This is a genomic window from Lysobacter sp. SCRH-1R (assembly GCF_057747855.1).
In genome coordinates this window covers 2563621-2586066 of record NZ_CM173227.1, presented here as the reverse complement: position 1 = coordinate 2586066, position 22446 = coordinate 2563621, and the positions used below count along the sequence as shown (strand labels likewise).

The 22446-nt window shown below is 69.2% G+C and carries 20 protein-coding genes; 6 read left to right on the top strand and 14 right to left on the bottom strand.

The window, feature by feature from the left end; genetic code table 11:
- The first annotated feature begins 13 nt into the window (after window positions 1-13).
- From AC3ANK_RS11705 to AC3ANK_RS11695, 3 genes are all read left to right on the top strand, one after another.
- A complete protein-coding gene (locus AC3ANK_RS11705; protein WP_484171256.1) occupies window positions 14-1417 on the top strand; it encodes an FAD-binding oxidoreductase in 1404 nt (467 codons plus the stop codon).
- Between the two features lie 138 nt (window positions 1418-1555).
- Window positions 1556-1876, top strand: coding sequence for a DUF2388 domain-containing protein (locus AC3ANK_RS11700; RefSeq protein ID WP_484171255.1), 321 nt, complete (start codon window positions 1556-1558; stop codon window positions 1874-1876).
- A complete protein-coding gene (locus AC3ANK_RS11695; protein ID WP_484171254.1) occupies window positions 1873-3726 on the top strand; it encodes a DUF7844 domain-containing protein in 1854 nt (617 codons plus the stop codon). The genes AC3ANK_RS11700 and AC3ANK_RS11695 overlap by 4 nt, the downstream gene beginning before the upstream one ends.
- Window positions 3727-3807: 81 nt before the next feature.
- On the opposite strand, the gene AC3ANK_RS11690 is transcribed toward AC3ANK_RS11695, so the two are convergent.
- From AC3ANK_RS11690 to AC3ANK_RS11655, 8 genes are all read right to left on the bottom strand, one after another.
- A complete protein-coding gene (locus AC3ANK_RS11690; RefSeq protein WP_484171253.1) occupies window positions 3808-4527 on the bottom strand; it encodes a DUF6058 family natural product biosynthesis protein in 720 nt (239 codons plus the stop codon).
- Entirely contained in the window at window positions 4527-5093 is a 567-nt protein-coding gene (gene yeiP / locus AC3ANK_RS11685) for an elongation factor P-like protein YeiP (RefSeq protein WP_158987810.1), read from the bottom strand. Before yeiP ends, AC3ANK_RS11690 begins: the two co-directional genes overlap by 1 nt.
- 113 nt (window positions 5094-5206) lie before the next feature.
- The gene (locus AC3ANK_RS11680) at window positions 5207-5977 is read right to left on the bottom strand and encodes an SDR family NAD(P)-dependent oxidoreductase (protein WP_484171252.1); all 771 of its coding nucleotides are present in this window, start codon (window positions 5975-5977) and stop codon (window positions 5207-5209) included.
- A gap of 208 nt (window positions 5978-6185) precedes the next feature.
- Window positions 6186-8753 carry a sensor domain-containing protein gene (locus AC3ANK_RS11675; RefSeq protein WP_484171251.1) on the bottom strand — a complete coding sequence of 856 codons (2568 nt, stop codon included), beginning with the start codon at window positions 8751-8753 and terminating at the stop codon, window positions 6186-6188.
- Between the two features lie 12 nt (window positions 8754-8765).
- On the bottom strand, window positions 8766-9659 hold the full coding sequence (locus AC3ANK_RS11670; protein ID WP_206860965.1) for a hydroxymethylglutaryl-CoA lyase: 894 nt from the start codon (window positions 9657-9659) through the stop codon (window positions 8766-8768).
- Between the two features lie 11 nt (window positions 9660-9670).
- Complete coding sequence (locus AC3ANK_RS11665; protein ID WP_484171250.1) at window positions 9671-11707, bottom strand: acetyl/propionyl/methylcrotonyl-CoA carboxylase subunit alpha; 2037 nt, start codon at window positions 11705-11707, stop codon at window positions 9671-9673.
- Between the two features lie 4 nt (window positions 11708-11711).
- Entirely contained in the window at window positions 11712-12098 is a 387-nt protein-coding gene (locus AC3ANK_RS11660; RefSeq protein WP_206860963.1) for a VOC family protein, read from the bottom strand.
- Between the two features lie 17 nt (window positions 12099-12115).
- Window positions 12116-12898, bottom strand: coding sequence for an enoyl-CoA hydratase-related protein (locus AC3ANK_RS11655; protein ID WP_484171249.1), 783 nt, complete (start codon window positions 12896-12898; stop codon window positions 12116-12118).
- 156 nt (window positions 12899-13054) lie between these two features.
- On the opposite strand from AC3ANK_RS11655, the gene AC3ANK_RS11650 reads away from it, so the two are divergent.
- Genes AC3ANK_RS11650 through AC3ANK_RS11640 form a run of 3 tightly spaced genes read left to right on the top strand, consistent with a single transcriptional unit; the run spans window position 13055 to window position 15485 of the window.
- A complete protein-coding gene (locus tag AC3ANK_RS11650; protein ID WP_206860961.1) occupies window positions 13055-13315 on the top strand; it encodes a FeoA family protein in 261 nt (86 codons plus the stop codon).
- Window positions 13312-15228 (top strand): ferrous iron transport protein B, encoded by a 1917-nt coding sequence (feoB, locus tag AC3ANK_RS11645; RefSeq protein WP_484171248.1) that lies wholly within the window; start codon window positions 13312-13314, stop codon window positions 15226-15228. The genes AC3ANK_RS11650 and feoB overlap by 4 nt, the downstream gene beginning before the upstream one ends.
- Before the next feature lie 2 nt (window positions 15229-15230).
- Window positions 15231-15485: a DUF6587 family protein gene (locus AC3ANK_RS11640; protein ID WP_484171247.1), complete on the top strand. Its 255-nt coding sequence runs from the start codon at window positions 15231-15233 to the stop codon at window positions 15483-15485.
- A 93-nt stretch (window positions 15486-15578) separates the two neighbouring features.
- Here AC3ANK_RS11640 and AC3ANK_RS11635 read toward each other — a convergent pair whose 3' ends face one another.
- The 6 genes from AC3ANK_RS11635 to AC3ANK_RS11610 form a co-directional block, all read right to left on the bottom strand.
- Window positions 15579-15941 carry a hypothetical protein gene (locus tag AC3ANK_RS11635; protein WP_206860958.1) on the bottom strand — a complete coding sequence of 121 codons (363 nt, stop codon included), beginning with the start codon at window positions 15939-15941 and terminating at the stop codon, window positions 15579-15581.
- The gene (locus tag AC3ANK_RS11630) at window positions 15938-16549 is read right to left on the bottom strand and encodes a bactofilin family protein (RefSeq protein ID WP_206860957.1); all 612 of its coding nucleotides are present in this window, start codon (window positions 16547-16549) and stop codon (window positions 15938-15940) included. Before AC3ANK_RS11630 ends, AC3ANK_RS11635 begins: the two co-directional genes overlap by 4 nt.
- A gap of 148 nt (window positions 16550-16697) precedes the next feature.
- Window positions 16698-18236 (bottom strand): J domain-containing protein, encoded by a 1539-nt coding sequence (locus tag AC3ANK_RS11625; RefSeq protein ID WP_484171246.1) that lies wholly within the window; start codon window positions 18234-18236, stop codon window positions 16698-16700.
- A complete protein-coding gene (locus AC3ANK_RS11620) occupies window positions 18236-19924 on the bottom strand; it encodes an Hsp70 family protein (RefSeq protein ID WP_484171245.1) in 1689 nt (562 codons plus the stop codon). Before AC3ANK_RS11620 ends, AC3ANK_RS11625 begins: the two co-directional genes overlap by 1 nt.
- A 55-nt stretch (window positions 19925-19979) precedes the next feature.
- Window positions 19980-21605: a carboxyl transferase domain-containing protein gene (locus AC3ANK_RS11615; protein WP_484171244.1), complete on the bottom strand. Its 1626-nt coding sequence runs from the start codon at window positions 21603-21605 to the stop codon at window positions 19980-19982.
- A 162-nt stretch (window positions 21606-21767) separates the two neighbouring features.
- Window positions 21768-22145, bottom strand: coding sequence for a hypothetical protein (locus AC3ANK_RS11610; protein WP_206860953.1), 378 nt, complete (start codon window positions 22143-22145; stop codon window positions 21768-21770).
- Between the last annotated feature and the right edge of the window lie 301 nt (window positions 22146-22446).

The window sequence follows — 22446 nt, the reverse complement described above, 5'->3', positions numbered from 1 at the left end:
CCGCCCGCCTGCCATGACCGATCCGAGCCCGTTCGAACCCCGCCTGCAACGCCTGCTCGCACGTGCGCCGGGCCTTCGCCTGACCACCGATCCGGCCGACGCCGAGCACTACGGTCGCGACTGGACCCGCCGCTGGACGCCCGCGCCGCTGGCCATCGCGTTGCCGTCGTCGGTGGACGAGGTCGCCGAAGTCGTGCGCTGGGCCGTCGGGGAAGGCGTGGCGGTGGTGCCTTCCGGCGGTCGCACCGGGCTGTCGGGCGGCGCGGTCGCGGCGAACGGCGAACTGGTGCTGAGCCTGGAACGCATGAACCGCGTGCTCGACTTCGACATGATCGACCGCACGCTCACCGTCCAGGCGGGCATCGCATTGGAGGCCGTGCACAACGCGGCGCGCGAACACGGCCTGGTCTACCCGGTCGATTTCGCCGCACGCGGTTCGTGTTCGATCGGCGGCAACATCGCGACCAACGCTGGCGGCATCCGCGTGATCCGGTACGGCAACACGCGCGAATGGATCGCCGGGCTGAAGGTCGTCACCGGGACGGGCGAGGTGCTGGAGCTCAATCGCGCGCTGATCAAGAACTCCAGCGGCTACGACCTGCGCCAGCTGATGATCGGCTCGGAAGGCACGCTCGCCATCGTGGTCGAGGCGACGCTGCGCCTGACCGATCCGCCGCCGCCGACCAACGTCATGCTGCTGGCGCTGCCGTCGTTCGAATCGCTGATGCAGGTGTTCGCCGCGTTCCGCGAACGCCTCACGCTGGAGGCCTTCGAGTTCTTCACCGACCGCGCGCTGCATCACGTGCTCGCGCATGGCGCGCAGAAGCCGTTCGACGAGGTCCATCCGTTCTACGTCGTCACCGAGTTCGCGGCGGGCGACGACGCGGAAGCCGCCGCCGCGATGGCCGCCTTCGAACACTGCCTGGACAACGGGCTGGTCAGCGATGGCGTGATCAGCCAGAGCGACGCGCAGGCCGCGCAGCTGTGGCGCCTGCGCGAGGGCATCACCGAGAGCCTGGCGAAGTACAAGCCGTACAAGAACGACGTGTCGGTGCGGATCTCGGCGATGCCGGCGTTCCTCGCCGAGACGCAGGCGCTGCTGGCGCGCGAGTACCCGAAGTTCGACGTGGTCTGGTTCGGCCATATCGGCGACGGCAACCTGCACATCAACGTGCTCAAGCCGGACGATGCGGAGTACACGGCGTTCGTCGGCCAGTGCGAGCACGTCACGCAGCTGCTGTCGGATGCGCTTGCGCGCCACGGCGGGAGCATCTCGGCCGAGCACGGCATCGGGCTGGTCAAGAAGCCCTACCTGGCGGGCACCCGCTCGGCGGCGGAGATCGAGCTGATGCGCGGGATCAAGCGGGTGCTCGATCCGGCGGGGGTGTTGAATCCGGGGAAGGTGTTCGACGCGTGACCGCGCCCCGCGCGCAACCGGGCGGCAGATGAACATGCCTGCGATACGCGGCCCCGCGCACCGATTTTCCGCCCGCAACCCGGTACCCTTCACGCGCCGGCCGCGCCCTGCGGCCTTCCATCGAACCGGGAAATCCTGATGAAGCGTTCCACCCTGCTGCTCACCCTTGCCCTGATGGCCGCCACGCCGGCCGCCTTCGCCTCCAGCTTCGCCGGCACCAGCGCCGGTACGTCCGCCGGCGGCAGCTCGGCGTCCAGCGACGCCAGCTCCGATTCGAGCTCGGGCGGCGACGACAAGGTGGTGCTGGCGGCGCGCGACGACGCGGCGGGCTTCGTCGCCAGCGACGGCGCGATCCGCGACGCGCAGCTGGAAGCGGCGCTGCGCCACCTGCGCGACCACGTGCCGCAGGCGCGCGACGCGAGCGACCTGGAACTCGCGCAGGCCATCCTCGCGAAGTGAGCAAGTTCGCCGGCCGTCGCGGAGCGATCCGCGGCGGCCTTCTTTCGACGGGATGGGCGTCGGCGGTACTGGTATCGACGCTCTGGGCCGGTGGCGCACAGGCGGCGCTGCGGCTCGACACCACCGGGCTGACCCCGGACGAAACCGCCGCCACGCAGCGCCTCCTCGACGAGGCGCGGTCGCGCCTTCCCGACGCCCTGCGCGCAGCGTCGGGCCCCGACATCATCGTCCGCTGGACATCGGCGCTCGATGCCCGGGTGCACGGCCGCGCCAGGCGGTCGGAGCTGCTGCTCAACCGCACGCTGCTGCCGCCGCTGCTCCAGCCACACGACGAACCGGCCAGGCGCGACGCGCTCGCGACGGTGCTGCACGAACTGGCGCATTTCCACGATCGCGCGCTCGGCATCTCGCGCGATCCGCGTTTCCTCGATCTCGCCGGCTGGCAGGTCCGCGCGACGCGGCTGACCACGCGCGTGGCCGGACGGGTGCACGAAAACCGCTTCGTGGACCGCACGCCGGATGCCTACGAACTGCACGCGCCGTCCGAATACTTCGCAGTGAACCTGGAGCATTACGCGCTCGATCCGCAGTACGCCTGCCGACGTCCGGCGATGGCGCGCTACCTGCGCGAACGCGTCGGCGCTTCGACGGCCGCACCGGACGCCTGCGCGGACGACCTGGTCTACGTGGACGCGGGCGAACGCCAGGGCGGCGCGCTGGCGACGCTGGATCCCGCGCGCGTCTACGCCATCGACTACCTGCTCGCCGAAGGCAATGCGCAGCCGATGAGCCGCTGGGGCCACAGCATGCTGCGCCTGGTGGTGTGCGCGCCCGGCCGCGCGCCGGGGCCGGATTGCCGGCTCGATCTGGCGCACCATCGCGTGCTCTCGTTCCGCGCGTTCGTCGACGACGTGCAGATTTCCACTTGGCGCGGGCTCAGCGGTCGCTATCCCTCGCGATTGTTCGTGCTGCCGATGGAGCAGGTGATCGACGAATACACCCGGGTCGAACTGCGCGGCCTCCGCTCGGTGCCGCTGCGGCTTTCGCGCGACGAGATCGCGGCGGTGCTCGAACGCACGGCGCAGCTGCACTGGAGTTACGACGGTCGCTATTACTTCCTCGGCAACAACTGCGCCGCGGAAACCTGGAAGCTGCTGCACGACGGCGTGCCCAGGCTCGCCGGGCAGGGCATCGGCAGCATCACGCCTACCGGCTTGTTGCGACGGCTGGAGAATGCCGGCGTGGCGGACGCGTCGGTGCTGGAGGATCGTGCGGAAGCGCTGCGGCTGGGCTATCGCTTCCAATCGCAAGGCGCGTATTTCGGGCAGGTTTATGCGACCGCCAAGGCGTCGTTGTCGCTGCCGTACCGCTCCGTCGAACAATGGATGGATCTTTCGCCCGGACAACGCCGGCCGTGGATCGAACGCGCCGATCTGCGCGCGAGCGCCGCGCTGCTGCTGCTCGAACAGGCGGCGCAGCGGCGCGCGCTGGCGCAGGTGCGCGAGACGCTCAAGCGGCGGTATCTCGCATCGAACCGCGACGAGGGCGATGCACCGGACGCCGTGCGTCGCCTGCTGGAGGAAAGCGTGTACCTCGGCCGGCCTTCGCGCCTGCTGGACGATGCCGGTTACGGCGTGCCACAGGCGGACGAACGCGCGGCGCTGGAAGATCGCAGCGCATCGCTGGTATCGGAACTGAAGACGGTGCGTGCGGAACTGGAACGGGGCGCGCGCGAGTGGATGGGCGCGGATCAGCGCGATCGTCTCGACGCGATCGCCGACAACACGGAGCGGCTTGGCTCGCGCCTGCGCGCGCTGCATGCGGAGCAGGGCGGACTGCGGTTGCCCTGAAGGGCAGGGGCACGAGGAAACAGGAACCAGGAAACAGGAACAGAAAAAACAGGAACGAAAAACGAGTGAGGCGACGCCTAGTCACTCGTTACTCGTTCCTCCGCACTCGTTGATCAGAGCGCCGCGCACATCCTCGATGAGCCGCTTGCGGCTGCTGCGCGCGTATTCGGCCGGCGCGAACGGCATCGACAGGGTTTCGTAACGCGCGATGAGATCGCGCACGCGCGCCTTCTCGTCGCCGGCGTAATCGCGCCGCGTGCCGTTCGCGGTGAGGCGGGTGAGGCGCGCCTGCGCGGCTTCCTTCGCGACGATGTGCGCTTCGTCCTGCGGATCGGCGACGCACAGGCCGTAGGTGCCTTCGAGGAAATGGCGCCAGATCGATGCGAACTCCGCATCGAAGGACGCTTCGTCGAAGTGGCCTGCGCCGTCGACGAAGCCAGGGATGGGGCCGTCGATCGCATGCGATTCGCGCAGCGCTTGCAGGTATGCCCCACGAAACCGGGCCTGCAACGCATCCGAAGCCGCGTTGGCATCGCCGTCGTGCGCCGCCAGCGCGTCGCGCGCGCGTGCGACCCAATGCGTACTGCGCCGGTTGAACCAGCGACCTGCGGGCGCGCCCGGCGATTCGATCTCGCCGAATACGAACGAGCGCATGCGCCCGGCCTCATCGATCACATACGCCGGGCGGGGCGCCAGGCCACGTTCGATCAGCGCCGACAGTTCGTCGGCGCCAATGCCGCACGCCGCGGCGAACGCATCGGCGTCGAGGAAGCGTTCGCGCAGGTAGCGCTCCACGCTCATCAGTCGGCGCGGCCGGCGAACTCGCCCGTGGTCGTGTTCACCAGCACGCGTTCGCCGTTGCCGATGTACTCGGGGACCATGATCTCGATGCCGGTCGACAGCTTCGCCGGCTTCGGTCGCTTGGTGGCGGTGCCGCCCTTGAGTTCCGGCGGCGTCTCGACGACTTCGATCGCCACGCTCTGAGGCAGCTGCAGCGCGACCGGCGCGTCGTCGATGATCTGCACGTAGCAGCCGGTGAGGTCGGCCACGATGTAGCCGGCCAGGTCGCCCACGACGTCGGCATCGAGCGTGTACGGCGTGTAGTCCTCGTCGTCGAGGAACACGAACGCGTCGCCGTCCTTGTACGAGAACGTCGCCTGGCGGCGGCTGAGCTCGACTTCCTTCAGTTCGTCCTCCGCGCCCATGCTCACGTCGAGCTTGGTGCCGCCCGGCACGCTGTACATGGTGAAACGGAACTTGACGTTGCCGCCGCGACCCTGCGGCGAGCTGCGTTCGATGTCGCGGATCTGGTAGACCGCGTTGTTGTACTCGACAACGTTACCTTTCTTTACGTCGTAGGCTTTCATGGCTTTTTTCGGGAATGGGGAATCGGGAACAGGGAATGGGTAAAGCGGGCTGCATCGAATGGGGAGGCGCTTTCGCTTTCACGATTCACCATTCCCCACTGCCGATTCCCGGCTTACTTCGGCGCCAGCCGCGTCGCGCCGTCCAGGCGGATCGTCTCGCCGTTGAGGTAGGTGTTGCCGAGGATGTAGGCGACCAGGTCGGCGAATTCCTTCGGCTGGCCCAGGCGCGAGGGGAAGGGGATCGAGGCGGCGAGCGACTGCTGCACGGAGTCGGGCATGCCGTCGACCATCGGCGTCCAGAACACGCCCGGCGCGATGGTCATGACGCGGATGCCGAAGCGCGCCAGTTCGCGCGCCATCGGCAGGGTCATGCCGACCACGCCGCCCTTCGACGCCGAGTACGCGGCCTGGCCGATCTGGCCCTCGTATGCGGCGACGGATGCCGTGTTGACGATGACGCCACGCTCGCCGTCGGTGCCGGCTTCGTTGTGCTGCATCAGTTCGGCGGCGGCCTTGGCGACGTTGAAGCTGCCGACCAGGTTCACCATCACCGTGGACTGGAACTGCGACAGCGGCATCGCGCCTTCCTTGCCCAGCACGCGGCCGGCGCCGAGGATGCCGGCGCAGTTCATGACGACGTTGAGGCCGCCGAGGAACTCGCGGGCGGCCTTCACGTTCGCGACGACGCCGGCTTCGCTGGTGACGTCGGTCTTGAAGTAGCGCGCGTTGGCTTCGCCCAGTTCGGCGACGGCGGCAGCGCCCTTCTCGTCGTTCACGTCGAACAGGGCCACCTTGCCGCGGCTGGCGACGAGGTGCTGGGCGACGGCGAGGCCGAGGCCGGAAACACCGCCGGTGACGATGGCGCGGACGGAATCGAGTTGCATGGGCGTGGGTCCTGGGACGCGGAAAGGCGGGATTTTAGCGTTTGAATACCCGTCCCCGCAGCGCGCTTCCTCCCCTGCGGATGCGGGGGGAGGGGAAGTGGCCGGCCAATTGCGCCCGATCGGAGCGCAGCGATCGCCCAGCGCGCACGCCGCCATCGGAAACGCAGCGGGTCCCCGGGTGCGCTTCGCGTACCCGGGCTGCAAAAACTCAGGCCACCCCCACCGTCGGATACCGCTCCCGCACCTCCTCCGGCGTCAGCCCCGGCGCGAACAGGAACCCCTGTCCGACCTCGACGCCCAGGTCCAGCAGGAAGTCGCGGTGGTGTCCGGTCTCCACCCCCTCGGCGACCAGCGCCAGCCCAAGGCTCCGCGCGATGCCGGCGACGGCCTGGCAGACCGCCACGTCGGACTGGTTGTCCGGCACGCCCTGCACGAACAGCTGGCTGAGCTTGAGCCCGTGGATCGGCAACCGGCGCAGATAGTTCAGCGCGCTGTAGCCCTCGCCGAAATCGTCGATCGTCAGGATCACGCCGAGCTGGCGAAGCGCCGCGAACGTGCGCAGCGTGTCCGGCGCGTCCTCGATCAGCACGCGCTCGGTGAACTCCAGTTCCAGCGCATGGCCGGGCAGGCCGTATTCGGCGAGCACCGCGCCCACGGTGCTGGCGAGGTCCTCGCCGAGGAACTGCCGGTACGAGACGTTCACCGCGACGCGCGGGATCTTCAGCCCCGCGTCCTGCCATTCGCGCATCTGCCGGCAGGCCTCGTTGAGCACCCAGTCGCCGATGCCGACGATGTCGCCGGTGGTCTCGGCGTGATCGATGAACCGGTCGGGGCGGATCTCGCCCAGCGAATGGTTGCGCCAGCGGATCAGCGCCTCCACCGCGACCACTTCACCGCTGCGCATCTCGACCTGCGGCTGGTAGACGAGATGGAATTCCTCGTTGTTCACCGCGCGGCGCAGGTGGGTTTCCAGTTGCAGGCGATGCAGCTGCTGCTCGGCCAGTTCCGGGGTGAAGGTCTGCCAGCCGTTGCGACCGCGACGCTTGCTGTCGTACATCGCCACGTCGGCGCTCTGGATCAGCTGCTGCGAACGCACGCCGTCCAGCGGCGCCTGCGCGATGCCGATGCTCGCGGTGATGCTGAATTCCTCGCCGTCCAGGCGGAAGCTGTCGCCGAAGATTTCCAGGATCGCATCCGCCAGCCGTTCCGGGCGCGAGGGATCGCTGCCGGTGTCGCACAGGATCAGGAACTCGTCGCCGCCGAAACGCGCGATCAGGCCTTCGTTGCCGATCGCGCGCTGGATGCGACGCGCGGCCGATGCGAGCAGGCGATCGCCCGCCGCGTGCCCGAGCACGTCGTTGACGACCTTGAAGCGATCCAGATCGACATACAGCACCGCCAGCTGCGAGCGCAGCGGATCGTCGAGCCGGCTTTCCAGTTCGGCCAGCACCGCGTCGCGATTGAGCAGTCCGGTGAGCGGATCGCTGCGCGCCTGCACGCGCAGGGTTTCCTCGTCGTGCTTGCGTTCGGTGATGTCCTGCAGCGTGCCGGTCAGGCGCGAGTTGAGCGGATCGCCGGCTTCGGCTTCGCCGATCACCCGCACCCAGAACGAACGTCCGTCGGCGCGATGGCCCTGGACTTCCAGGTCGAGGTTGCGGCCGAAGGAGATCGCCTGGCCGAGCGCCGCGCGCAGGCGGTCGCGGTCGTCGCCACGCAGGCACGCGAGCATGCCTTCGATGGTTTCGGGCGCGGGCCGGTGGCCGAGGATGCGCTGCGCTTCCTCGGTGAGGTACAGCCGGTCCGGCGCGACGTCCCATTCCCAGCCGCCGATGTGCGCCATGCTCTGCGCGCGATCGAACAGCGTGCTGTCGCGCTTGAGCGTGGTGACGTCGGAGAACATCGACAGCACCTGCTGCGGCTTGTCGCCGCCCGGCGGGAACTGCGGCACGGCCGTCACCGACAGCCACATCAGCTGCTGGCGCGTGCGGTGGTACAGGCCGAGCAGGGTGCTCTCGATGATGCGGCCGGTCTGCAACGCGCGCGTGGACGGATAGCGTTCGCGTGGCAGTTCGCGCCCGCGTTCGTCCACGACCAGCCACTGGTCGGCGCGCAGCGCGTCGTTCACCAGTTCGTCCTCGCCGACGCCGAGGATCTTCATCGCCGCGACGTTGGCGTAGGTGATCTGCAGGTCCGCGTCCTGCACGAGGATGCCGCGGTCCACCGCTTCCATCAGCTCGCGGTAGCGCAGTTCGGCGGTGTGGCGGCTGCTGAGGTCGCGCGCGACGGCGACCATCGCCTTGCGGCCGTCGAACGTGAGCCCGGCGGTGTGCACCTCGACCGGGAAGCGCGTGCCGTCGCCGCGCATGTTGGTGACTTCCACCACGTAGGTGCCGCCGCGGTTGAGCGTCTCCCACACCGGGACCATGTGGTCCTGCGGCAGGTCGGGATTGAGCGTCTCGATCGGCTTGCCGACGATTTCCTCGCGCGGACGGCGATAGGCGTCCATGCCGGCCTTGTTGAGATCGAGCACCGTGCCGTCCCACGCGATGATGCTGACCGGATCGGGCACGGCATCGAACAGCGTGCGATAGCGGGCGCGTTCGGCCTCGCATTCGGCCAGCGCTCGCGACAGCGACTCATGCGCCTGCAGCAGCAGTTCGCGCGTCTGCGCGGGAAGCGTGCGATCGCGCGCGGCTTCCTCCAGCGCCGCCAGCGTGGTCTTCGCATCCGCCGGTTGGGGCGGGGCGGTGTCCTGCGCGGGCGTGCGTCGCGTCATTTGGGCGGGCCGTCAGGTGCTTGCGATCGCCTTGCCCACCTTGCTGCCGGTCTCGCGCCCCAGGAGCTGCGCGAGCCAGCGGCCGGTGTCGGCCAGCTTCGGAAGATCGATGCCGGTCTCGATGCCGAGGCCGTGCAGCATGTACACCACGTCCTCGGTCGCCACGTTGCCGCTGGCGCCCTTCGCGTACGGGCAACCGCCCGTCCCGGACACCGCGGCGTCGACGACGGCGACGCCTTCCTCCAGGCACGCCAGAACGTTCGCCAGCGCCTGTCCGTAGGTGTCGTGGAAATGCACGGCCAGCGCGTTGATGGGCACTTCGGACGCGACCGCCAGCAGCATCGCGCGCGCCTTGCCGGGCGTGCCGACGCCGATGGTGTCGCCGAGCGAGATCTCGTAGCAGCCCATTTCGTGGAGCGCACGCGCCACGCGCACCACATCGCTCAGTGGCACCTCGCCCTGGTACGGGCAGCCGAGCACGGTCGATACGTAACCGCGCACGGCGACGCCGTCGGCGCGCGCGCGTTCCATCACCGGCGCGAAGCGCTGCAGCGATTCGTCGATGGACGCGTTGATGTTCTTACGGTTGAACGCTTCGGACGCCGCGGTGAACACCGCGATCTCCTCCACGCCCACGGCGCGGGCGCGTTCGTAACCCTGTTCGTTCGGCACCAGCACGGGATAGCGCACGCCAGGCTTGCGGTGGATGCCGGTGAACACCTCCGCCGCATCGGCCAGCTGCGGCACCCACTTCGGGCTGACGAAGCTGGTCGCCTCGATGCTGCGAAGGCCGGTGTCGGACAGGCGATCGATCAGCGCGATCTTGTCGGCCGTGGCGATCGTCGCCTTCTCGTTCTGCAGCCCGTCGCGCGGGCCGACTTCGACGATGCGGACGGTCGACTTCATCGCGGACGGCCTCATTCGTCCTGCGCCAGCGCGACGAGCACGGCGTCGGCCTCGACGAAATCGCCCGCGGCGGCGCGCACCTGCGCGACGGTGCCGGCGCGCGGCGCCTTCAGGCTGAGCTCCATCTTCATCGCTTCGATCACCATCAGCTCCTGACCGGACTCCACCGTATCGCCTTCGGCGGCCTTCACCAGCACCACGCGGCCGGGCATCGGCGCGAGCACGTGGTGGCCGGCGTTGCCGCCTCCGCTGCGCTCGTGACGATACATCGGCACCCCCAGCAGGCGCAGGCGGCGTTCGCCGTCGTGCACCACCAGACGCTGGCGTCCTTCGGCCAGCGTATCCAGTTCGAACGTAAATCGGCGTCCATGTCCGCCAATGCGCAGGCTCAGCGTGCCGTCGGCGCCGATGCGGGCGCCTTCGACCGCATGGGACTGGCCGCCCAGCTCGATCCGGTATTCGCCGGCCGCGCCCTGCGCGTGCAGCTCATGGCGGATGTCGCCCTGCAGGAAGGCGAGGCTGCGATGGCCCCCATGCCCCAGGCGCCAGCCGTCGGCGATGGCCCAGGGCGAGGTCGGATCGCCCGATGCCGCCGCGCGCTGGCGCGTGTCGCGCTCCTGCGCGAGCAGCACGACGGTCGCGGCGGCGAGCAGGCGCTCGCTGGCATCCTCAGCGGCGGGGGCCAGGAATTCGTCGAGATGGCGGTCGAGATAGCCGGTGTCGATGGTTCCATCCACCACGGCGGGGTGACGTGCGAGGCGTTCGAGGAATTCGACGTTCGACTTCGGTCCGGCGATGTCGCACGCCGCCAGCGCCGCGCGCAGCCGCGCCAGTGCGGCGGGACGGTCGGCGGCGTGGACGATGAGCTTGGCGATCATCGGGTCGTAGAAGATCGTGACGGTGTCGCCCTCGATCACGCCCGGATCGATGCGCACGCCTTCGCCGGGACGCGGCAGGCGCAGGCGTTCCAGCGTGCCGGAGCCCGGCAGGAAACCGGCGTCGGGATCTTCGGCGTACAGGCGCACTTCGATCGCGTGGCCGTCCTGGGCGATGGCGTCCTGCGCGAGCGGCAGCGCTTCTCCGGCAGCCACGCGCAGCTGCCATTCGACCAGATCGAGTCCGGTCACCATTTCGGTGACGGGATGCTCCACCTGCAGGCGCGTGTTGATTTCCATGAAGTAGAAACCGCCGTCCTGCCCGACGATGAATTCGACGGTGCCGGCGTTCACGTAGTCGATCGCGCGCGCGGCGAGCACGGCGGCGTCGCCCATCGCGCGGCGCAGTTGCGGCGTGAGGAACGGCGAGGGCGATTCCTCCAGCACCTTCTGGTAGCGGCGCTGCGCCGAGCACTCGCGCTCGTTGAGGTGGATCGCATGGCCGTGCGTGTCGGCGAAGACCTGGATCTCGATGTGGCGCGGCTTCTCGACATAGCGTTCGAGCAGGACGCGGTCGCGCCCGAACGCGTTGGCCGCTTCGCGCTGGCAGCTTTGCAGGTTCGCGGCGAATTCGGCGCTTTCGCGCACGATGCGCATGCCTTTGCCGCCGCCGCCGTGCGCGGCCTTGATCATCAGCGGGTAGCCGATGGCGTCGGCCTCGCGTTGCAGGCGTTCGGGCGACTGGTCCTCACCGGTGTAGCCCGGGACGACCGGCACGCCGGCGGCCTGCATCAGTTCCTTCGCGCCGGCCTTGCTGCCCATCTTGCGCATGGACGCCGCTTTCGGACCGATGAACGCGATGCCCGCCGCTTCGACGGCATCGGCGAAATCGGCGTTCTCGCTGAGGAAGCCGTAGCCCGGATGCACCGCCTGCGCGCCGGACTTCAGTGCGACTTCGATGATCGCATCGCCACGCAGGTAGCTGTCCTGCGGACGCGGGCCGCCGATGGCGTAGGCCTCGTCGGCCTGGCGCACGTGCTGCGCGTCGGCGTCGGCTTGCGAATACACCGCGACGGTGCGGATGCCGAGGCGCCGGCAGGTGCGGATGACGCGGCAGGCGATTTCGCCGCGGTTGGCGATGAGGATCTTTTCGAACTGGCGCTGTTGGGGCATGAGGTCACTCGGGACGATGGCACACGGCTTCGATGTTGTTGCCATCGAAGTCGATGACGAAGGCGCCGTAATAGTTCGGGTGGTAATGCGGGCGCAGGCCGGGCGCGCCGTTGTCGCGCGCGCCATGCTGCAGGGCGATGGCGTGGAACTCGTCGACGGCCGCGCGCGAGGCGGCGACGAAGGCGATGTGCACGCCAGTGCTTGGTGTCTGTCCGGTGCCTATCCAGAAGGCGGGCTTGCCTTCGGGGCCGAAGCCACATCCTTCGTAGCCTCCGGTCTGCTCTTTCGTGACGTCCATGACGACGCCGTAGTCGAGTACGCCGAGGACACGTTCGTAGAAGGCGCGGGAATGCGCGTAGTCGGAAACGGTGATGCCGGTGTGGTCGAGCATGATCGCGGTCCTCCCGTTTATTGGCACCAGCGCGGCTTGCGCTTGTCGAGGAAAGCGGTGAGGCCTTCCTGCCCTTCGTCCGAAACGCGCAGGCGCGCGATCAGCGCGGCGTTGTCGTGATCCAGACGATCGCGGTCGCGTTCGAACGCGACGCGGCGCACCAGCGCCTTCGCCTGCGCGCTGGCGTGCGGGCCGGCTTTCAGCAGCAGGTCGATCTGGCGCTGCACGGCCGCATCGAGCGCCTCGCCCGCGACGACCTGGTGCAGCAGGCCGATCTCGAGCGCGGTGGCGGCATCGAAGATTTCGGCGGTGGCGAACCAGCGCCGCGCCTGGCGCGGGCCGATCGCGTCGATGACATAGGGTGAGATCACCGCCGGCAGCAGGCCCAGCTTGCTCTCGGTCAGGCCGAATTTCGCGTCGGCCGAGGCGATGGCGATGTCGCAGCAGGCCACCAGCCCGACGCCACCGCCGAAGGCCGCGCCCTGGATGCGGGCGATGGTCGGGCGGGGGAGTTCGTCCAGGGTCCGCATCAGGCGGGCGAGGGCGAGGGAATCGGTGCGGTTGGCTTCCTCGCTGGCGGCGGCCATGCCGCGCATCCAGTTGAGGTCCGCGCCGGCGGAGAACGAGAGACCTTCGCCTTCCAGCACCACCACGCGGACACTATCGTCCTCGGCTACGGCCTCCAGGGCCCCGGTCAGGGCCGCGATCAGCATGGCATCGAAGGCGTTGTGCAGCTCCGGGCGATTCAGGCGCAGGCGGGCGACGGGCCCTTCGCGCAGGTTCAACAGCGGATTGGTCATCGGCCGGGATGCTTGTTGGAGTCTGGCGAATGATAGCCGCTGCCCTCCGACCGCCGTGCCGCGACCGGCCGCGGCCGCATCCGGGTGCTACAATTGAGAACGATTCCCATCTTGCCGCCTCGTCGCTCCCGCGCCGGATCGGCCCACAGGTGAACCTTGAAGCTGTCCGAACTGCCACGCCGTACCGCCGCCACTGTCGATGCCGTCGAGGACCAGTCGCCCAACGACGCGATCGCCCGCCGCCTGCGCGAGCTGGGCTTCGTGCGCGGTGAGCGCGTGGAAGTGATGGCCGCGGGTCCCGTCGCCAGGGAGCCGCTGCTGGTGCAGGTCGGCTTCACCCGCTTCGCGCTGCGCCGCACCGAGGCCGCGCGGGTGCAGGTGCTGCTCGACGACGCCGTCGCCGGAGCCGTCGCATGAGCGCCGTCGACAGCGTCGTCCCGGGCGCGGCGGTCAGGAGCGAGGCGACGCAGAGCGTGCGCGTCGCGCTCATCGGCAACCCCAATTGCGGCAAGACCGCGCTGTTCAACCAGCTCACCGGCAGCCGGCAGAAGGTCGCCAACTACGCCGGCGTCACGGTCGAGCGCAAGGAAGGCCGCTTCCATGCGCCGTCGGGCCGCAGCTACGCGGTGCTCGACCTGCCCGGCGCGTACAGCCTGCACGCGGCGAGCCTGGACGAGGCCGTCGCGCGCGACGTGTGCCGCGGCTTCTATCCGGGCGAACCCGCGCCCGACGTGCTGGTGTGCGTGGTCGATGCGACCAACCTGCGCCTGCATCTGCGTTTCGCGCTCGAGGTGCGAGAGCTGGGCCGACCGATGGTGCTGGCCGTCAACATGATGGATGCCGCCAAGCGTCGCGGCATCGAAGTCGATCTGGCCGCGCTGGAACGCGAACTCGGCGTGCCGGTGGTTCCGACGGTCGCCGTGCGCAACGGCGGCGCGCGCGAGCTGGTGGCGATGCTCGACCGCGTCGCGCAGAAGCTGCACGAACCCACGACGCACCTGCCGGCCGAACTCGTCCACGATCCCGACGCGCTGCACGCCGAAACGCGCCGCCTGCTGTCGCTCGCGGTGACCATGCCGCGCCGCACCGCCGAGGTGGACGACGCGCTCGACCGCTGGCTGCTGCATCCGGTGCTGGGCCTGCTGTCGCTGGCGGTGGTGATGTTCCTGATCTTCCAGGCCGTGTACGCCTGGGCGACGCCGCTGATGGACCTGATCGAAGCGGGCACCGGTGCGCTCGGCGAAACGCTCGACAACGCGATGCCGGACGGTCCGCTGCGCAGCCTGCTGGTCGACGGCATCATCGCCGGCCTTGGCAGCGTGGTCGTGTTCCTGCCGCAGATCCTGATCCTGTTCGCCTTCATCCTCGCGCTGGAGGAATCGGGTTACCTGCCGCGCGCGGCGTTCCTGCTCGACCGGCTCATGTCGCAGGCGGGCCTGTCCGGGCGCTCGTTCATCCCGCTGCTGTCGAGCTTCGCCTGCGCCGTGCCGGGCATCATGGCGACGCGTTCGATCCAGGATCCGCGCGACCGTCTCGCCACCATCCTGGTCGCGCCGCTGATGACATGTTCGGCGCGCCTGCCGGTGTACGCGCTGCTGATCGGTGCGTTCATCCCGCAGCGGCAGGTCGGCGGCGGCCTGCTCAACCTGCAGGGCCTCGTGCTGTTCGCGCTGTACGCGGCGGGCATCGCCAGCGCGCTGGCGGTCGCATGGATCATGAAGAAGTGGCGCCGCGACAAGAGCGAGCATGCGCTGCTGCTCGAACTGCCGTCGTACCGCATCCCGCATCCGCGCGACCTGCTGATCGGCCTGTGGGAACGCGCGTGGATCTTCCTGCGCCGCGTCGGCGGCATCATCCTCGCGCTGACGATCCTGCTGTGGTTCCTGCTGACGTTCCCGGCGCCCCCGGCCGGCGCCACGGGCCCGGCGATCGACTACAGCTTCGCCGGCCGCATCGGCCACGCACTCACGGCGGTGTTCGCGCCGATCGGCTTCAACTGGCAGATCTGCATCGCGCTGATCCCCGGCCTGGCCGCGCGCGAAGTCGCGGTGTCCTCGCTGGCGACGGTGTACGCGCTGTCGGCCGCCAACGACGAAGCCGCCGCCCAGGCGCTGTCGCCGATCATCACCGGCTCGTGGTCGCTGGCCACCGCGCTGTCGTTGCTGGTGTGGTTCATCTACGCGCCGCAGTGCATCTCGACGCTGGCGACGATCAAGCGCGAGACCAACTCGTGGAAGCAGGTGACGATCGCCACCGGCTACCTGTTCGGACTGGCGTACCTGGCGTCGTTCGTGACGTACCACGTCGCCGTGGCGCTGGGCGCGGGCTGACGATGGACGCGGGCCTGCTCGTGCAGTACGCGATCATCGCCGTGGCGGTGATCGCCAGCGCATGGTTCGTCGCGAAGCGGCAGTTCCCGAACGCGGTGCGCCGGTTGCGCGTGGCGGTCGCGGTTCCGATGGTGCGCGATGGGCGCGCGTCGTGGTTGCAGAAGCTCGGACGGCGGATCGCGCCGCCGGCCATGTCGAACGATGGTGCGTGCGGAGGATGTAACAGCTGCGGGCCGTCGGAGCCCAAGCGGCACTGATCGGTAGGGGCGTTACGCCGCCACGCCGGGCGCTCCTGGTGCGCACTTCCCCCCAACCCTCCCCTGCACCGCAGGGGAGGGGGTAGAAAGCACTCAGTGCCTCCGCCGAGCCCGATAGCCGCGCACTTCCACCGCCTCGACCTCGAGCGTGAACGAGCGCTCCTCGTCGCTGAAGAGCGCGCCCACGCCCATCACCTGGCGATCGATTTCCTCGCCATCGGCGTTGCGGATCGTGAGCACCACCGAGTACTCCAGCGCGTTGTCGCCCGGCGGCGGCTTGATCGTGCCCTCCACGCGCAGCGGCACCGACCGCAGTTGCGCGGACTGTACGGCGTCCGGATCGAAACGCAGGTGGTGCCGGCACGACGGACAGACGTTGGCGCTTTCCAGGATCGTCGTCTTGCAGTGCGGGCACGTCCGCGTCGCGCCGGGCGTACCGGGGCGCGCCAGGCTCATGACGCGGCGGACGCCTCGGCCTTCGCTTCGCCCTTGTCGGACTTGTCGGCCTTCTCGCCCTTGTCGGGCTTGCCGGCGGTGCGGGTGTCGCGATCGTCGAAGCCGAAGTCGACCTGGCCGCGCATGCGCGAACCCGGGGCGATGCTCACCACGCCGGCCTTGACGTCGCCGATCACCACGCCGCCTTCCAGCAGTTCCACGCGCTGCGCGGATTCGACGTTGCCTTCGAGCTCGCCGGCGATCACGACCTTGCGCGCACGCACGCCGCCGTTGACCTTCGCGCCGACTTCGATGGTGAGGTCGCCTTCGACGTGCACGTCGCCCTTGAAGCGGCCGGCGATGCGGATGTGGCCGGCGCCGTTGATCTTGCCTTCGATCGACAGGTCGGCGGCGATCACCGACTCCTTGCCTTCGCGCTCGACCGGACGCGGGCTCGACGACGGCGTCGGCGCAGGCGCGGGGGCCGTGGCGGCCGCGGGCTTCGGCGCGCCGAAGGAAAACTCGTCGCGTGCCGGTTCCTTCGGCAGCGCGGATTCGGGCGGGGTGTTCGGCGCGGCGGCGTTGTCGCGCTTCGGGGCGGAGGGCTGTGGGGAATTGAAGATCGCCATGACGCACTTCCTCGATTGGCAGGGGCGGGGCAATGCACGGGGGTGCAATGAGTGGGGTGCAACCCACCCGAGGCTACGCCCGTCGATCCACCCCCGGTGTGACACTTCTCACCCAATCGTCGGCGTGAACGCGCCGTTCATGTGCCGATCACGTGCCTGAATCCGCCGCAGCGCGGGCGAAGCGCGAACGCGCGTCGTTCCACAGCACGCGCGCATGGCGGATCGCGTCGATCAGCCAGAACGTCGTGCCGAGTCCCGCGCTCACGAACGGGTACACGATCGCCAGCGCGCCGAGCCCGAAGATGCCCTTGAGGAACGGAAGCACGAAGAGGATCCGCCAGCCGACGAAGCTCAGGCGCAGGTTCGCGCGCCCGCCCAGACGCAACAGGCCCGTCACGCACGCGAGCAGCCCCAGCCACGCAGCGGCGGCCGTGTACCCCAACTGGTAGTCGACCACGGCCAGGCCCGCGAGCAGCGGCACCCACAGCAGCCGCAACATCGGCCAGCGCACGGGAGCGCCTTCCGGCGCGCATTGCCAGCGCACGTACGCCCGGACCGCGTGCCAGACCTCCCACAGCGCGTAGGCGAGGACCGGCCCACCGGCGAGCAGCAGCGCCGCCTGCAGCGCCTCGGCGCCGCGTTCTTGCGGCGCGATGTCGGCCACGAGCCAGCGGACCGCCAGCGCCATCAGCCCGACCGCCCAGACCACCGCGGCGCAGCGCGCCATGACGACCGCGCGTCGCGCCGTCGACATGCGCGAGGTGTCGCCCGCATCGAGCCAGAACTGCGCCTGCCGCACGTCGATGGTCTCGCCGAGCCGATCGATCCGGCCATCGTCGAGGTTGTTCACGATGCGGAGCATCTGCGGCGCGCGCCCGTAGGGCAGGGCGAACCACAGCGCGCCGTCCCACGAGAACGGCTTGCGCAGCTGGCGCATCGCCCGGCGCACGAGCGGAAGCCGTTCGTGGTACGCCGTGCCCGCGGCCACGCGGTTGGCCAGATCGTATTCGTGGCCCGGCAGCAGTTCGTGCCTGAGCCGCAACTGCGCGCGCAGGCTGTGCAGGAACCACGCGTCCACCCCGCTGAGCACGTGGTCCATGTCGAAGAAGCGCAGCATCTCGTCGAAGTTGGCGGCCGGCATCGCCGGCGCGCGTTCGTCGAGCGCCTGCAGCAGCCAGCGGCCGATCTGCGGCTTCATCTGCAGCGACCACAACACCGGCTGCGCTTCGAGCCAGCGGCGCAGCGAGGCCGGATCGTCCTGCGTGAGGTGCGCGATGCAGTCGTCGAGGAAGGCGGGAAGATCGAGCGCCTCGCCTTCGTCCGCGACCTCCGATGCGGCGTGCGCCGGCGGTTCGACGGCGGGTTCGGTGGCCGCGACGGAAGGCGTCGGGATTTCGATGTGCGACGCGAGCGGCGGTTCGCCGTCGATGATCGAAGGCGCCTGGAGCTCGGCCGACGCCTGGGTGGTCTCGGCCAACGGTTCCTCGTGCGTTCGGTCCGTCTCGACGTCGTCCTGCCACGCACGATCGCGCGAGTGGTCCAGTGCGTAGCGATACGCGTCGTGCAGTCGCTGGAAGCCTTCCGGATCGACGTCCGGCCGCGTCTGCTTCAGCTGCCGTGCGTAGGCGCGCTTGATCGCGCGCTCGTCGGCATCGCCCGGAAGCCCGAGCACGTCGAGCGCCCACATCAGGCGTTCGCCTCCAGCGAGTCGAGGGCTTCGTGCAGCTGTCGGCGGTGGTCGGTGACCAGGTCCGTGTCCTGCGTTTCCAGCACGCCGCGGAAGCGGCCGATCCACTCCTGCAGCATCGCGCGCTGGTCGATGTATTCCTCGTACAGCCGCTCGGCGCGCGCGAGGACGGACAGGTTCTCGTGCTGATCGCGCGGATGGATCTTCAGCTCCGCGAGCGCCGCCAGTCGCCGGCGGACTTCGTCCGCATCGAGCAGTCCCGGATTCTGCTGCAGCACCAGTTCGTGCACCTTGCCGGTGGAATGCTCCTTCACTTCCACCTGCAGCAGGCCGTTGACGTCGTAGGTGAAGCGCACGGTCACGCCGTTCTCGGCCGCGCCGCGCTTGCCGTCGAGCGCGACCTCGATCTCGCCGAGCTTGATGTTGTTCGCCACCATCGGGCTTTCGCCCTGGTAGATGTCGATCAGCAGGCGCTTCTGCGCGTCGTCGATCGGGTAGAACGAATCCTCGCGGCTGATCGGCACCGTGCTGTTGCGCTGGATGATCGGATGGAAGAAGCCCGCACGCACCTGGCCGTCGCCATCGCGGCGCGAGACCTGCGTGCCCAGCGTGTACGGGCACACGTCGGTGAGGATGATTTCCTCCAGCCGTTCGTCGCGCGATTTCAACCCGGCCGCGACGGCCGCGCCGAGCGCGATCGTCTGGTCCGGATTGACGTGCCGCAGAGGCAGGCGGCCGAACATGCGCGAGACCAGCCGCGCGACCTGCGGCATCCGGCTCGCGCCGCCGACCAGCACGATCTCGTCCAGTTGCGTGGGTTGCAGGCGCGCGTCACGCATCGCGCGTTCCAGCGGACCGCGCATGCGTTGCAGCAGCGGTTCGCACAGTGTGGCGAAGCGGCCTTCGTCCACGCTCCAGTCCAGCGTGCGCCCGGCGATCTGCACCTGCACGGCTGCATCCGCGCGGTTGCTCAGCTCGCGCTTGGCCTGCTCCAGGCGACGGCGCAGCTGCGCGATCTCGTGGGCGGGCAGCTCGCGCGAGCGCAGTCCGTGGTCGGTGCAGAACGCTTCGACGAGCGCGTCGAGGAAATCCTCGCCGCCGAGGAAGTTGTCGCCCGCGCTCGCATGGACTTCGACCACGCCTTCGAACACTTCCAGGATCGACACGTCGAACGTGCCACCGCCCAGGTCGAACACGAGGAAGCGTCCTTCGCCCTCGCGGTCCTGCAGCCCGTAGGCGAGGGCGGCGGCGGTGGGTTCGTTGATCAGCCGTTCGACCTTGATGCCGGCCAGCTCGCCGGCCGTGCGCGTGGCCTTGCGCTGCGCGTCGGAGAAATACGCAGGCACGCTGATCACCGCCTCGCGCACGCGTTCGCCCAGTTCGGCTTCGGCATCGGCGATCAGCGAACGCAGCACCATCGCCGAGAGTTCCTCCGGGCGGAACGTGCGCTCGCCCAGTCGCGTCTCGCGGGAGGAACCCATCCAGCGCTTGAAGTTCGACACGGTGCGCTGCGGATGGCTCACCAGCCGTTCGCGCGCGGCCCGGCCGACCAGCACGCCGGAATCGTCCAGGCTCACCACCGACGGCGTGAGGACATCGCCCAGCGCATTGCGGAACAGGCGGCTCCCCGTCGCCCCATACGCGCCGATCAGCGAATGGGTCGTCCCCAAATCGATACCCACGATCATCTGCTGCAACTCCCCCGGTTGCGTCACGTTCCAATGTGCGGTGCGCGCGCCCGCCTTACATGCGGAACACGCCGAAGCGCGTACTGCCGTCGCCCGGCGCGCTTTCGATCGGCGCGTTGAAGCTGGCCGACAGCGCCAGGCCGAGCACGCGACGCGTATCGGCCGGGTCGATGATGCCGTCGTCCCACAGGCGCGCGGTCGCGTAGTACGGGTTGCCCTGCGATTCGTACTGCTCGCGGATCGGCGCCTTGAACGCGTCTTCCTCTTCGCTCGACCACGACTTGCCGGCCGCTTCGATGCCGTCGCGCTTCACCGTCGCCAGCACGCTGGCGGCCTGCTCGCCGCCCATCACGCTGATGCGCGCGTTGGGCCACATCCACAGGAAGCGCGCGCCGTATGCGCGGCCGCACATCGCGTAGTTGCCCGCGCCAAAGCTGCCGCCGATGACGACGGTGAACTTCGGCACGTGCGAGCACGCCACGGCCGTCACCATCTTCGCGCCGTCCTTCGCGATGCCGGCGTTCTCGTACTTGCGGCCGACCATGAAGCCGGTGATGTTCTGCAGGAACACCAGCGGGATGCCGCGCTGGTTGCACAGTTCGATGAAATGCGCGCCCTTGAGCGCGCTCTCGGCGAACAGGATGCCGTTGTTGGCGACGATGCCCACCGGATAGCCGTGCACGTGCGCGAAGCCGGTGACCAGCGTCTTGCCGTAGCGCGCCTTGAATTCCTGGAACTCGCTGCCGTCGACGACGCGCGCGATCACTTCGCGGATGTCGAACGGGCGACGCGTGTCCTTCGGCACGATGCCGTACAACTCGCTGGTGGGGAACGCCGGGTCGCGCGACTCGCGCACCGCGACCGGCAGCGTCTTGCGACGATTGAACGTGCCGACGATGTCGCGCGCGATCTGCAACGCATGGCGGTCGTCCTCGGCGAAATGGTCCGCCACGCCCGACACGCTGGTATGCACGTCGGCACCGCCGAGCGCTTCGGCGTCGACCACTTCGCCGGTCGCGGCTTTCACCAGCGGCGGGCCGCCGAGGAAGATCGTGCCCTGTTCCTTGACGATGACCGATTCGTCGCACATCGCCGGCACGTACGCGCCGCCGGCGGTGCACGAGCCCATGACGACGGCGACCTGCGGGATGTTTTCCGCGCTCAACCGCGCCTGGTTGTAGAAGATGCGGCCGAAGTGTTCCTTGTCGGGGAAGACCTCGTCCTGCAGCGGCAGGAACGCGCCGCCGGAATCGACGAGGTACACGCAGGGCAGGCGGTTCTCGCGTGCGATCTCCTGCGCGCGCAGGTGCTTCTTCACCGTCATGGGGAAGTAGGTGCCGCCCTTGACGGTGGCGTCGTTCGCGACGATCACGACTTCCTGCCCCATGACGCGACCGATGCCGCAGACCATGCCCGCCGCGGGCGCCGCATCGTCGTACATGCCTTCGGCGGCGAGCGGTGCGATTTCGAGGAAGGGCGAACCCGGATCGAGCAGGGCGGTGATGCGATCGCGCGCGAGCAGCTTGCCGCGTTCGGTGTGCTTCGCACGCGCCTTTTCGCCGCCGCCGCCGGCCGCGCGGGCGAGGCGGGCATCCAGTTCGTCGACCAGCGCGCGATGGTAGGCGACGTTGTCCTGGAATTCCTGCGAACGGGGATCGATGTGGGAAGTCAGCGCGGGCATCGATGCGACAGCGTGCGGAAGATGCGGCATCAGACCACAAAGGGCGGGGTGCGGCCAACCGTGCGATGTGGCAGACGCACTGACATGGGACGTTTGCGCGCCACCTGTGCAAAGAAAAGGCCCGCGCGGGGCGGGCCTTTCGAAAGCGACGCGTTGCGTGCGTTACTTGCGTTCGGCGGCTTCCTGGTCGGCCTTCTCCGCGGCGGCATCGGCCTTCTCGGCGACCTTGCTCGCCGCATCGGCGGTGGCCTGCGCGGCGTCGGCCGTGGCGGCAGCGGCACCGGCGGCGGCATCGTTGGCGACTTCGCGCGACTGCTCGGCGGCATTGTCCACGGCGACGCTTGCGCGCTGCGCGGCTTCGTCGGTGGCGGCGGCTGCGGCCTCGGCCGATTCCTGGGCGGCGTTGGCGGTCGCGTCGGCCGCCTGGTCGGTGGCGGCTGCGGCTTCGGCGGCTTCGCTCTGCGTGTCGGCGCGATTGCAGGCCGACAGCGACAGCGCGGCGGCGGTCATGGCGATGGCGACGTAAAGCTTGGTGTTCATCGGGGTTCTCCGTGTGACGGGGTGGGTTCCCAGCCGGGGCGGACGATGACAGCGCGGGCGCGAAGAAAAAGTCATTGCCGACGACGCGCGCGGCGTTCGACATGAATCGCCAGGAAACGCGTGCGTGGCGATGCCCGGAGCGGGCGCTTTCGAAACGGCGCATGACCGGCGAGGGTCGAAAGCGGAGCGTCATCTCGATGCACAACGACTGCTTTCGACTGCATGCGAATGCAGTCGCGACAAATGAAAAAGCCGCCGGAGATCCGGCGGCTTTTTCGAGAGGAAGTCACCTGGGCAATCG

What these genes read in the sequence shown, in the direction of transcription:
- AC3ANK_RS11705 (WP_484171256.1), top strand. Translation starts at nt 14, where the DNA reads ATGACCGATCCGAGCCCGTTCGAACCCCGCCTGCAACGCCTGCTCGCA.
- AC3ANK_RS11700 (WP_484171255.1), top strand. Translation starts at nt 1,556, where the DNA reads ATGAAGCGTTCCACCCTGCTGCTCACCCTTGCCCTGATGGCCGCCACG.
- AC3ANK_RS11690 (WP_484171253.1), bottom strand. Translation starts at nt 4,527, where the DNA reads ATGAGCGTGGAGCGCTACCTGCGCGAACGCTTCCTCGACGCCGATGCG.
- yeiP (WP_158987810.1), bottom strand. Translation starts at nt 5,093, where the DNA reads ATGAAAGCCTACGACGTAAAGAAAGGTAACGTTGTCGAGTACAACAAC.
- AC3ANK_RS11680 (WP_484171252.1), bottom strand. Translation starts at nt 5,977, where the DNA reads ATGCAACTCGATTCCGTCCGCGCCATCGTCACCGGCGGTGTTTCCGGC.
- AC3ANK_RS11675 (WP_484171251.1), bottom strand. Translation starts at nt 8,753, where the DNA reads ATGACGCGACGCACGCCCGCGCAGGACACCGCCCCGCCCCAACCGGCG.
- AC3ANK_RS11670 (WP_206860965.1), bottom strand. Translation starts at nt 9,659, where the DNA reads ATGAAGTCGACCGTCCGCATCGTCGAAGTCGGCCCGCGCGACGGGCTG.
- AC3ANK_RS11665 (WP_484171250.1), bottom strand. Translation starts at nt 11,707, where the DNA reads ATGCCCCAACAGCGCCAGTTCGAAAAGATCCTCATCGCCAACCGCGGC.
- AC3ANK_RS11660 (WP_206860963.1), bottom strand. Translation starts at nt 12,098, where the DNA reads ATGCTCGACCACACCGGCATCACCGTTTCCGACTACGCGCATTCCCGC.
- AC3ANK_RS11655 (WP_484171249.1), bottom strand. Translation starts at nt 12,898, where the DNA reads ATGACCAATCCGCTGTTGAACCTGCGCGAAGGGCCCGTCGCCCGCCTG.
- feoB (WP_484171248.1), top strand. Translation starts at nt 13,312, where the DNA reads ATGAGCGCCGTCGACAGCGTCGTCCCGGGCGCGGCGGTCAGGAGCGAG.
- AC3ANK_RS11640 (WP_484171247.1), top strand. Translation starts at nt 15,231, where the DNA reads ATGGACGCGGGCCTGCTCGTGCAGTACGCGATCATCGCCGTGGCGGTG.
- AC3ANK_RS11635 (WP_206860958.1), bottom strand. Translation starts at nt 15,941, where the DNA reads ATGAGCCTGGCGCGCCCCGGTACGCCCGGCGCGACGCGGACGTGCCCG.
- AC3ANK_RS11630 (WP_206860957.1), bottom strand. Translation starts at nt 16,549, where the DNA reads ATGGCGATCTTCAATTCCCCACAGCCCTCCGCCCCGAAGCGCGACAAC.
- AC3ANK_RS11625 (WP_484171246.1), bottom strand. Translation starts at nt 18,236, where the DNA reads ATGTGGGCGCTCGACGTGCTCGGGCTTCCGGGCGATGCCGACGAGCGC.
- AC3ANK_RS11620 (WP_484171245.1), bottom strand. Translation starts at nt 19,924, where the DNA reads ATGATCGTGGGTATCGATTTGGGGACGACCCATTCGCTGATCGGCGCG.
- AC3ANK_RS11615 (WP_484171244.1), bottom strand. Translation starts at nt 21,605, where the DNA reads ATGCCCGCGCTGACTTCCCACATCGATCCCCGTTCGCAGGAATTCCAG.
- AC3ANK_RS11610 (WP_206860953.1), bottom strand. Translation starts at nt 22,145, where the DNA reads ATGAACACCAAGCTTTACGTCGCCATCGCCATGACCGCCGCCGCGCTG.